This is a genomic window from Flagellimonas marinaquae, assembly GCF_003992675.1.
GTDB classification, from domain to species: Bacteria; Bacteroidota; Bacteroidia; order Flavobacteriales; family Flavobacteriaceae; genus Flagellimonas; species Flagellimonas marinaquae.
In genome coordinates this window covers 10,064-23,472 of sequence record NZ_RZMZ01000014.1, presented here as the reverse complement: position 1 = coordinate 23,472, position 13,409 = coordinate 10,064, and the positions used below count along the sequence as shown (strand labels likewise).

The following is a 13,409-nucleotide window of genomic DNA, read 5'->3' as shown; positions in this document are numbered from 1 at the left end:
TTTTCCTGTGTTTTCAATTTGTTCAAATTCATCTGACGATAAAAGACTTTTTTCTATCAACAGGTTTATTTATGTCAAATTTCAAATCTTTCATGAATTAATAGCGTGTAGAATTTACTGATTAGGTAAATAATGTCTTTTGCGGTCCGTGTTTTCAGTTTTTATTTTTGATACCTTGAGTAAGCAATGTATGTTTTGAAACTTTTGTTTGGGATTTTAGGTTTAATTTGAGTAACTATTTTTCTATGCCACTTTTTATTCATAATAAACAGTTAAGGGGATTTTTAATCTTTTTTTTATTCTTTTCCATTTTGTTCTCCTGTAATTCCGATACGGCAGACAATTTGGAGCCTACCCCGTCAGCAAAATTTGACCCCGTAATTGCGGACAGCGAGTTTTCCGGAATCGATTTGGAGTCAAAATGGAGGTATCTGCTAAGAGTTATAGAAGGAGATTATGAAAACCTTGGAGACTTAGAATCCTGGTTTCTGGAAAAAATCAATAAACTTAAGGATGCAGATCATTTACCGGACCCTGATGTTTTGCGCAGGCTAAATCGTCGCACGCTGGTGTTGGATTTGAATGATGCCGGTTTTTCCTTGGCACACTTCACGCGTAATGCCGAGCAAAATGCCTATAAATCTTCAATGGATGTGGCCAATGCCATTTTGGTAAATCGATATGTTTTCTTTCAAACAATCGATTCGTTGTCCATTTACCTGGATGAAATGGAATCGCATCTGGACTCGGAGAGTGAGCCGTTTGTTATCATGACCTATTTTAATGGAAAAGCGGTAAGGGCTAATCTGGAAGGCAAGTTATTCGAGTCGGTTGTCAATTACAAAAAGGCTTTAAATTATGCCCCGGAGGAGAATCTTTACAACCGATATGTTTTGCATTTAAATATTGCCTCGATGTATAATGATTTTGATTTCGATGAAAAGGCAAAATATCATGCCGATAAGGCTGTCGAACTCGTTGGGCTCGATGGTATTTCGGAAAGGAGCATGAATTTGTTGGGTGTTATCGAATCGAAATCGGGAAATTTAGAAAGGGCCGAGATGATATTTAACCGGGCCATTGGATTTGGATTGAAAACCAAAAGAGTCGATATTTTGGCTCCGGCCTATGCCAATTACGGGAATCTCAAACGCAAGCAAGGAAAATTTAGGGATGCTCTTGAAAATATTGCGAAATCCGATTCTATCTGTAATGTTTACGGAATAGATATTGGGCTTATCATTAATCGGATTAATCGCGCCGAGGTTTATTATTCTCAAGGTCGGTTTCAGGATGCCTTACAGGAATTGGAACAAACTTATGCACAGGTGAAAGACGTTAACCTTACCTATTTAAGCATAGGTTTTTTAGAATTGCGTTATAAGATTTACGACGGTTTGGGCGATATAGCAAGTGCAGACCGAAATTTTAGGGAGTATATCAGACTTAAGGAGGCACACCAGGGCGATATTAGCAGGAGTGCCGTATCGGAGTGGGAATTGGCAACAGAGCGAGAAACGGCGCAAAGGTTATCCGATCAATACAAACTGGAACTGGAGAATGAGGTAAAGAGGAAATACCGCATAGCCTTTGTGCTTACTGCAGTTTTATTACTGATGACCCTGGTGTTTTTCGCTAAATATCGACAGCGCAGTCGGGAGCGGGAAAAGCTTCATAAGGAAAGGCTGCAATTGCAGTTTGAATTGGAAGGTAAGTCCAGGGAATTGCTATCAGAGTCATTAAATAATCTTACTGTAAAAAATACCAAAGACGATATATTGGGAGATTTGGAAGTAATCCTCAATCAGTTGCCTGAAAAATTCAGAAAACAATTCTCTGGTCTAACCTATAAATTGAATTCCGGTAAGGATTATAATTTTTTGGAAGAATTTGAACAGCGTTTTACGGGAGTATATGAGTCGTTCAATCAAAAAATATTGGATCTGGCACCGGATCTCACGCCAAATGAGCTCAAGGTATGCGCTTTTATCCGGCTAAACATGACCACTAAAGATATTGCCCGGCTCACAGGGAAAAGTTTGGGAACGGTCGAGAATACGCGAATTTTAATCCGTAAAAAACTCAATTTGAGCTCTGATGATAATTTGCAGCAATTCTTGTTGAGATTGTAGGGTGATTGTATTTTCTTTTTAGCCACTACAGTAAAATAACCTAAAATTGGATGGGAAAGTTGAAGTTTTCCATTTTAAAAAGAGGTGTCATCATTTTATGGTTTTACAGCTCTACTCTTCGCTTCTAATGTCTTGATAGATAAATATTAATACATGTCGTCTACCACTTTTGTGGGGTTTTTATGGGTCGAAAATCTCACATGTGTGGGATATTTGTGGGGGGCTCCAACAGATTGCATTAAGATTTAATAAGAAATTTTGCGTCCTAAAATAAGCGCACATGAAGGTTAGGTTCCTTTTGATTTCTTTTTTTGCATTGGTTGGAAGTTTAACAGCCCAAACCCTTACAGTTTCCTCCTCCGGGGAAACAGGTACGTCCGGTACCAATTGGAGCATTACAGGTACTACCCTTACGGTAACCGGTACAGTCAATATTCAGGCTTCGGTGATTGAAACGGCTTTGGCCTCGGGTAATCTGCTTATTGAGGGCAATACCGGCAATTTTGGGGTGACGGTTAGTGAAGCTATCTCGGTAGGATCAGGATCGGGCGATTTAACAATCGGAGCAGTGGGAAACACGGGGGCTGCTACGCTGAATGCTGCGGTTTCAACCAGAGGGGATATCATAGTTAACGTTGGGACGTTTTCCCTAAACGATGGCATTAATCTTTCAACCGCCACGGCATCTGACATCACCCTCAGCATACTTGGCGATTTTGGCACAATCGGTACTACGCGGCGGAATATCAGCAGTGCAGGGGGAAATATTACCATACATGCAGACAGTGATGCCAATGGTAGTGGACAGCTGGATCTGGATTATTTAACAATTGATCCGGGCGCAGGGAATATCATCATTCGGGGAGAGACGTTTTATTGGTCAATAGCTGCCGACGCAGAAAAACCCTACATCAACGGAACAGGAAGCTTCATTATCGAGCCAAGTGATGCAGCATTTGGTGGGACATTGGAAACAACCTATTTGCGGATTGATCAGGACGGGAATGGTTTGAGTGGAGTCACGCTGGGTAAATCGGGTAATACCGCACTCATCAACATTAATACTTCATTAACAGTTGCAGGATCCGTATCAGTTTACGGATCAGCAATTGGTATTACGGCTGATGTCACCACTGACGGGGATTTCCTCGTTCGTTCCACCACTCATATTGATCAGTCAGGAACGAGCACAACGACGACCAACGGTGGCAATGTCATCTACTGGTCAGGCGCGAATGACCAATCTTACATTCGTTCCGGTACCCTGATCACTAATGGCGGACATGTGTTTATGGGCGGTGATTGGGAGACTGCCGGTACACGCACTTGGAATGGTCTTACTGTTGGTGCGGGCTATGCTGCCTCATCAGCCTTCCCGGCGGCGGCCTTGAGAGGGAATATCGACACTAGGGTTACCGCCAACCCGAGTACCGGGGGAGATGTGTTGATTGCAGGTGAAAGTGGTGTAACTAGTTACGGTGATGTAGCCGCAGAGAATGCCAACAGAACGATTACTACCGGCAATGGGGATATTACCCTGATGCCATTGAGTGAAGTACTTCAGACCAATGGTACTTTTGTTATGATCCTTGAGACCACCGGAAAAATTTCGGTGGCACCGATTAGTGGCGGTAGTTTTTGGACAGGACGCAATCCCGCATTCACTTACAGCGGAAGCTTCAGTAGCGGCACCTTCACCGGAAGCAGTGCTCTCGCAGGTGTACAGATTCCTAATTTTGCCAGTATTGGTGGCTGGGAATTGGGCACGTATAGCGGCACCGGAGAAGCAGGTGATTCGCCTTATGTGGATGGTAATATCAAGAATATGACCATTGATGCTGCATTTACTTTGGCAGGACCAATCTCGGTGTATGGAGATGCTGTATATGTGAAGCAAAGTCTGGAAACTTCCGCTTCGGGTGCAGCGATTCGCCTGAAAGGCAATGGTCCTGGAACCGGATTTGACGAAGGCTGGGTGATTATGGATGTCAATACCAATCTCACCACCGCCGGCGGTGATATCATTCTTTGGGCAAACGCGGCCAATCGTAACAGCGGAAGTGCGAACAATGAAATCGCGTTAAGAGGTACAAATATACTGACCTCCAATGGGGGTAAGATTGTACTCGCTGGTGGGCTTGATGATGGTAGCAATGGCGGCACAGCCAATGATGGCATTCCGGATGGTTATGCCTACCGCGGAGGGGCTAACTGGAGTGCGGTAGATTTCAATAACAACGTGCAGCTCCTCTCCGGTAACGGCGATGTAATCATTCGCGGTCACTCCAACCCCAGTGGCGTGGCCGGTAGTTTTAATGGTGGGTTAAGAGGTTTTGGTGTAGAAACCGATAATGGATTCGTAATCAACTCGGGCACGGGTACCATCAATATCAAAGGATTGAGCAACAGTGACCATGCGGTTTGGTTCGATGATGGAAACGTAGCCATTACCTCTGCCAGCACCGCAACGGATGCCATCGTTATTGATGGAGAATCCACCATTAATTTCTCCGGTTTCGGGGTGGGTTTCAATGCAGGGTCCGCAGCTTCCCTGATTCAGACCACGGGTGCTTCCGATGGGAATATCACGATCAATTCCCGATCAAATGGCGCCTCCAATAGTATCTGGCTGGGTAACGAAGATCCCAACAGTACGCTCCAGATTCTAAGTAATACGGGTGATATCAGCATCAGCTCAAGTGATGTGTTGTACATCGCTAATCAGAACTTATATCTCGGCAATCGAAAAGATGCCACACCTGTACAGGGCATCACGCCTGTGGCTACTGCGGCATCGGGTAATATTACTATTCAATTCAATGGCTTAAATTTCCAGGCGACCCATGGCATTGGGCTGGGCACAACAGGTGCATTGGTGTTAGAACCTTACAGTAATAGCTTTACCAATGCCTTGTCCTGGCCCATCAACAATTTCAATGTAGCCAGTGGTTTAACGGGTTTGCGTTTAGGCAAGGAAGGCAACACAGCAAACATAACCGTTTCAACCGCCCAAACCATCGCCGGCCCCATTACCCTATACGGAGGCAGTCTTGCTATCAATGGAGACCTGAATGCAATCAGTTTTTCAGGCTATGGTAGTCGTGCTACCGTTAATAGTAATATCACAGCCACTTCAGGGGACATCCTAATTGATGCGGATAGAGGATCTCAATTTTCTTTTGATGGTTCAGGCGTGCTCATAGCAGATAATGTTCGTTTGGAAGCCAATTCAGGGAACATCAACATTTCTGGCAGAGGGGGAGATAACAATACCGGTTCGCAGAAGGGTGTGAAGATCTCTGACGGGGTGGAACTCTCAACAACTAGCGGAACGATTACCATCAGCGGGGTTGGGGGAGCCAGCTCTGGAACTGATAATCATGGGGTTGATCTTGGTGGTAGCACCACAACGGCATCGATTACCACCACAGGTGGAGATATTACCATTACCGGCGTTGGTGCTGGAACCGGTTCTTCATCACGAAACGATGGCATCAGTACCAACAAAGTGAATATTTCTTCAGGGGCCGGATCAATTACCTTGGACGGTAAAGCTCATGAAGTTTCGGGTTCGATTACCTCAAGCTCCGAATCTATCGCGTTTGATGGGGAGAGTGTTTTTGGTCATGCCACCAATCAATCCGGTTCCATTACATTCATTGGCGATGTTTTCTGGATACCAAGCTCGGGTACCAACCGTCAAGCACTTACTTCTGGAGCAGTGGTTTTTGAATCAGAATCCGCATCCTTTAGGAGTTCCTTTACTTACCGCTTGTTTGACCTGAATGCCAATACATCTTCCCTTCGATTGGGAAAATCAACAAACACATCAGACGTTACAATAGATTCTGATATAACCACCGCCGGCCCTATTACCCTATACGGCGCTAATCTGGCGCTGAATAATGCCCTTACCGCTACCGGTGCAGACATCAACCTTCACGCTAGCGGCGCGGTGACACAAAGTGCTGCTCTTACATCCAATGGCCTGGGCTTGCATGGTACTGGTACATTCACCCTGCAAAACGCAGCCAACAACATTGCGACCCTAGCCGGTGGCATTGCTGGCGCTCGTTTGGGTAATATAGCCTATCGCGATGCGGATGCCCTGGAAATCGGTTCCGTCAATCCGAATGGGATTTTCTCTTCCGGTACCATCTTGATTGAAACGGAAAATGGGGACATTACCTTATCAGAGGACTTAAACACAACGTCTGGTTCTACCGATGCGATTATTGTCAATGCAGGTCGTGCCTCCGCAGCAGGCACGACTACTGGGGGTAATATTCTCGTAAGTGGCAGTCCAACCCTTAGCTATGGAAGTGGAGGTATAGCCAAACTATTTAGTGGGGTGGAAGGCTCCAGTACCGGACTCTCCGCGCTTGCCGATGAGACACGAACAGGCTTTGATGAGACGTCTTCCATCACACCGGCCTTGGCAGGGGATAATACCTATGCGATTTATCGCGTGGAGCCAGGCGCGGGTGATCTGATCATTGTGGCTTCCGGGGGTGATGCACTGAATTCCACCTGGGCATTTTCCAATGGAGTATTGAGCACGATTGGCTCACCGGCCAATGTAAATGCGGCTGATGTAGAGGCTTACCTAGCCAGCGGGGATTTGCGCATCGAAGCCAAGACCGTTTCCATCGAGGCAGATATTACCAGTACGACCGCCAATACACTGACCTTAAAAACCCTAGACCATATTGCCGCTAACAGCGGTACAACCATCACCACCAACGGGGGTAGCGTAGTGCTTTGGTCGAGTGCCGAAGGGAGTACTGCAGGATATATCCGAGCTGCCAATATTATCACCAACGGCGGACACGTCTGGATGGGGGGTAGTGTTGCGGCAGCCGGCACGGCAACATGGAATGGCTTAACCGTTGGCGATGGCAGCACCATTCGTAGCGGGCATGCAATTGAGCTCATCGGTGATATCACGACAGATGGCGGGGATGTATTGCTGGCTGCCAGAAGTACATCGGGTACTCACTCAGATATAGCGGCTGTTTCCGCCAATCGTACTCTTAATACAGGCAGCGGTGATGTTGCCCTCTTGTCAGAGTTTAGCAGTTTCTTCACAGGAACAACTTACAGAATAAATATTACCTCAACAGGGATATTATCATTTGCCCCCTTAAGCGGCCGTGACTATAACCTAAGCAATTTGACGATTAGTGGCTCCACGTCTGCTGGAAATTTTACGGGTACGGAGGATTTAAACGGAATTGTCATCAATGACATTGCCAATGTAACCGGTTTGGTTTTCGGTAATTATTTGGGAACCGGAGTTTCAGGTGATACGGATTATACTTATTCCAACACAACGGATACAGATGTTAACCCGGAATTTTCCATTGCGGGGCTGATAGCTGTTTATGGTGCAGACATTTACTTGAAACACAACCTCACTTCCACAGGGGCCGGAGCAGATATCAACATCATCGCATCAGGTTCTATATTGAGCACCACCCGCTCTAAAACCATCAGCACCAATGGGGGGGATGTCTTGTTTGCGTCAGACAGCGATGGAAACGGAGCCGGAACCATTCGCTCTTCAGAATCTACCTTCACCTTGGCCATTGATACTAGGGCTATAGTAGAAGGCGTAAAAAGTACAGGCCTAACAGGCGGTGGAAACATCACCTTTGGCGGTGGGGATATGACGGGTAGCGGATACGCTTCTGGTTTTTCTTCTTCAAGAGCAGAAGGTATCCGTATTGATCGTGGTTTTACGGCTCAGTCTGGTGGAGGTGACGTTACGATGCGTGGTCAAAGTTGGAGTGGCGCTGTATCAGCCGGTTTAGGTGCATGGGGTCTTGGTTTTTGGAGTGGAACCGTGAACATCGATGCAGGTGCCGGAAAAGTTTACCTGGAAGGTGTCAGCCGTGTGCAAGATAATGTAAATTCATACAAACAAGGTTTTGTAACTCACAGGCAAACCGAAATCTATTCGGCCTATGAAGGTAGTGATGCCATTACCATCATCGGTAAACAAAACACGACTTCCCCAAGCTTCAATATCGGCCTCGATTTTGGTGGCAACGATGGTGTTAACCCATCACGACCGCTCAAGATCGTCGCTACCGGACAAGGTGGTGGTATTACCTTAGAAGGTTTAGGTAATAACTCGGCAGTTGTAATACGAGATGCAACAGATCTGGTGACTAATGGAGGCCCTATTACCCTGATAGGCGCTCCGGGTACAGGCAACGCGGGTGGTAGGTTAGACATTGCCAATCCTTCAAACGTCTGGTTGGGTAGCCGCTCAGGGCAATACAATGATATTGTTGCTGGCGATTTAACGGTTCGATTTAATACCTATAGCTGGTCAGGGCGCCCCAATATCGCTGTAACCGGTGAGGTGCTTTGGGAGCCGTTTTCGGATTCTTTTGGTCAATCTGTTAACACTAACGTTTTCAATTGGAATCAGAACAGCCAAACCATGACCGGCCTAACCATTGGAAAAGAGGGCAATACGGCGACATTTACACAGAGCACAGCAGATTTTACGGTCAATGGGCCAATCTCTGTATATGGCGGCAATCTTGCTTTTAATGCCGCCCTTACCGCAACCAGTTCAGACATCAACCTCCACGCCAGCGGTGCGGTTACGCAAACCGCGGCCTTAACCGCCAATGGTCTTGGCTTGCACGGTGCGGGTACATTTACACTTACCAATACCAGTAATAATGTAGTCACCATAGCGGGAGGTGATAATACGGACAAACTGGGAAGCCTTAGCTATGTGGATGCCAGCGGTGGATTGGAAATTGGTTCGGTTAATCCGGATGGTATTTATTCCACCGGTCCGATTTTGATCGAGACCTTGGATGGCGATATTACCTTGTCCGAAAATCTGTCTGCCGAAGATGGATCTACCGATGCGATTATCCTCAATGCGGGTAAAAGTACCGACGTTGGGACTTCCACCGGAGGTGACATTAAGGTCTCCGGAACACCAACAATCACTATGGGTTCCGGCGGTATTGTGAAGTTGTTTAGCGGTTCGGAGTCGGGTAGTAACGGATTATCCGATTTGGTAGGGAGTTCAAATATCAAGGTTGGTTTTGATGAAACTTCGGACCTGTCCGGTGAAGGACTGGTTGCCGATAATGCCTACGCAATTTATAGGGCCCAGGGCGGCCCAGAAGCGCCGGGAAATGTTTCGGCAGCAGCTTTGGATGGCGAAGTGTTTATTAGCTTTACCGAGGTAGTGGACAATGAAAACCCCATTACGAATTACGAATATACGTTAGATGGCGGCGACACTTGGACGGCATTCGATCCGGCCGTAACAACCTCTCCTGTATCGATTACCGGTCTCACCAACGGTACAGAATATTCCATCCAGATTAGAGCGGTAAACAGTAACGGTTCCGGTACGGCAAGCAGTACGGTAACGGTTACTCCGAATATTATAAATCTTTCCACCTTGGGTGGTTTAACCATTGCTGCCAGTGGCGGGGATGCCGAGAACACCACGTGGGTGTATCGCAACAATGTGATTCGGCCCATTTCTTCAGAAGCCGTAATTATAAGTGTTGCGGACGTTACAGCTAAGATGGAACTGGATAACTTAAGTATAGCGGCCTCTGCCATTACGGTTCAGGACGGAATCAGTTATTCAACCGATTCGGCTTCTCTAACATTGGAGGCTTCGGGAACCATTACCGTAGGTGGGGCAATTGGGATATTGGGATCTTTAAATTTGAATGGAAATGCCATTTCGGTTAACAATAATCTGGATATTTCTTTAGGAGGTACGGGCAGTAATATAGTTTTAAAGGCATTAAGTAATATCACTGTAGTATCCTCAGCATCAATTACTACTGCTGGAGGAAGTCTAGTTATTTGGGCAGATACCGATGGTAGTGGGGATGGAAATGTAAAATTAAGTTCAACTATTACCACCAATGGTGGAGGTGTCTGGATTGGTGGCTCTTACCTTACGAACGGAAGCGGTACTACCTCCTGGACACCTTACACATCAGGTTCACCCATCACAGTTGGCGCCGGATATGCGGTAAGTGATGGCAGTAGTTATGGTGTAAGTTTAGATCAGAATGCAAGTATTCAAACCTCAGGAGGTAATATTTCTATCTATGGATACGGAGATCAATATTTCAGTATACCTGGCAATTTCTATGCTGGCGGATTAACAATCGATGGTTCTCAAATTATAAGTTCCGGTGGCGATATTTCACTGGAAGGTGTGGGACTTTTTACCGGGACCTTAAATGCGGCCGCAGACTATCTTACTGGTTTATTGATACATTCAGGAGCTATTATTAACTCCGCAGCCGGATCAGTTACCATGGTCGGTACGCTTCCAAATTCTGATTTGGATTATGCATCTGCCGTTTGGATTGGATCAAGTCCTGGGCGTGTAGTAAATGGTGATGTTACCATATTGAGTACTTCCGGTGATATTTCCATTACGGGAAATACTCAAAACTCAATTGCACGTAATCAATACAAAGACGGTATCAGATTACAAACTACAGGGAATTCAGGAGATGATATTCAGATAAGTAGTACAAGTGGGAATATAACTTTAAATGGTACAGCCGGGCGTTCAGGCGAAACTCGGGTTAATGTAGGATTGAGAATAAATTCTAATGATGTAGATTCAAAAATTGCCATAACCTCACAATCTGGTGCAATCGTACTTAAAGGAGTGAATAGAGGAGTTGAAGGAGCTAACCAAGTTGCGATTGAGTTCAATGCTGGCAATGCTGCCGATCAGATAAAAATAGGTTACGATGGGTCTAATCCCTATTCCGGAGATATTTTAATTCAAGGAAATAGTATAAAACAAACCCTTGCGGCCGCTACATCGGGGACTATGTCATTCCAAACTACAGGTGAATTGGTGATTGAACCTGTAGATGATGCCTTTACCGTTTTAAATCTTGCCGGGACAGATGGCAATTTAGTTTTTGATAACAACTGGAATTTTGGGAATAGTTTAAGTGGTTTTACCCTTGGTAAGGCCACAAATACAAAAAATCTCACCATTGGTTCTTCTTTAAATGTTGCCGGACCAATTCGTATTTACGGTGGTAATCTGGCATTAAATGCCGCAGTGAGCGCAACAGATGGAGCTGCCGAGCCAACGCTTAGCGATATTAATCTTCATGCCACCGGTACCGTTACGCAAACCGCAGCCTTAACTGCTGATGGTCTTGGACTGCACGGTGTGGGTACATTTACACTTACCAATACCGGCAATAACGTAGTAACCCTTGCGGGAGGTGAAAGTGCTGCAAAGCTTGGAAGCTTAAGCTTTGTAGATGCCGCGGACGGATTGGAAATTGGCACAGTGAATCCTACCGGAATATTTGCAACAGGACCGGTGCTAATTGAAACCTTGGATGGCGATATTACCCTCTCGCAATCCATATTAACAGATGATACTTCTACAGATGCTATAATTCTCAATGCCGGTAAAAATACCGCTGCAGGAACTACAACAGGCGGCGATATTGTGGTTTCCGGCAGTCCTACACTTACAACAGGAAGCGGAGGTATTGCGAAATTGTTTAGCGGTTCAGATGCAAACAGTACCGGGCTTACAACTTTAGTAGGAGGTAATACCAATGTTAGAACTCAGGTAGATGAAACTACCACTACGTTCTCTCCGGTTTTAAGCAGTAATAATGCTTACGCATTGTACCGGATGAATAGCGTACCGCAGGAAATCAATAAAATAGCAGGAGATTATACTGCCCCATTCTTGGGCTCTACTGTTATTCCGGCCCCAACGGTTTTTGTCACCGACTCATTTGGTTATCCTTATGCCGGTCAGGAAGTAACTTTTGAAATCGGAGACGGAGGAGGAACCTTTAATAAGGTGGTACTGGCAAATGTATCGGATAATCTGGCGCCAGGGGGTAGCACTATTAATGCCTTGGATTGGAAGGGCATTGTTTTTACTACCGGCTCGGAAGATTTGGATGTGCGATCCATAGCCTTGCGCTTTACAGCAGATGGTTCAAGTTACCCTTACGATGTAGATGTCGCGGTTTCATTCTACGATCTTTCGGCCGGGTTGCCGAATACGGAATTGGCAACCACAGGGGTACAAACAGTTAATTTGACCGGACATGGAATGTGGGAAGAATTTTTACTGTCTTCCGATCTTACTCTTTCTGCCAACACCAGTTATGCCATGATTGTTCAAGGATCGGGAGCAAGCTCGGTTAAATGGTCCAATACCTCAGATACCCCGGAACGTAATCCACAGGGTTTTGAAGGCTATGTTTATGAAGAGACCCTTAGTTCTGCCGATGGCGGAAGTACTTGGAGTATAATTCCTGCCGCTAAGAATTTCTTCCAATTGGCCGTTACTGATGGATCTGATTTAACGTCAGTTACGGTAGAAACGGATGCCACGGGAAGGGCAGGCCTTGGCCGCTGGAATCTGGGTGGAGGAGCGAATCCCGAAACCATTACTGCCACGGCTACCGGACTAACCAATTCCCCGCTTACGTTTTCGGCAACTGAGACGCTAACGGTAGATTCAATAGCCGATCAGACCTATACGGGTTCTGCCATTGAGCCATCGGTGGTGGTAAAGGACGGTGCAACAACCTTAACCGAAGGTACCGATTACACGTTATCTTACAGCAACAACACAGATCAGGGTACGGCCACGGTAACCATAACACTTACTGGAAGTTACAGCGGTTCTAAGCAGGTTACCTTTACCATTAGCGGGGAATCTCTAGCCGGATTTAGTGTAGAAGCTGTAGCAGACCAGACGTACACCGGCTCGGTTATTGAGCCTTCTGTTGTTATTTCGGATGATGATTCAAATACCTTAGTGGAAGGCACGGATTATACGTTAAGCTATGCAGACAACACTGATGTAGGTACGGCTACCATTACCATTACCGGAGCCGGCACGTATATTGGCACTCAGGATGTTACTTTTGATATTACTGCCAAAGAACTTACTATTACAGGTATAACGGGTAATAACAAGACCTACGACGGCACCACGGATGCTACGGTCACAGGAGAGGGCTCTGAGAGTCTAAACGGTGTAATCGGATCGGATGCGGTAACCTTAGGGGGCACACCCGTCTTTACCTTCGCGGATGCAAACGTAGCAGACGGCATCAGCATTACCACTACGGGTTATACCCTTACGGGAGCGGATTCGGGGAACTATACACTGACCCAGCCGACGTTGAGCGCGAACATTACAGCGGCAACGTTAACCATTACCGGTCTAACTGGAGACAACAAGACCTACGACGGCAC

The 13,409-nt window shown here is 46.1% G+C and carries 2 protein-coding genes; both read left to right on the top strand.

Going from position 1 to position 13,409, the window contains the following annotated elements; genetic code table 11:
• The first annotated feature begins 245 nt into the window (after positions 1–245).
• A complete protein-coding gene (locus EO130_RS07580) occupies positions 246–2,132 on the top strand; it encodes a tetratricopeptide repeat protein (RefSeq protein ID WP_127140922.1) in 1,887 nt (628 codons plus the stop codon).
• Positions 2,133–2,412: 280 nt separating this feature from the next.
• The coding region (locus EO130_RS07575) for a YDG domain-containing protein (protein ID WP_164732899.1) at positions 2,413–13,409 on the top strand (10,997 nt) is incomplete at its 3' end.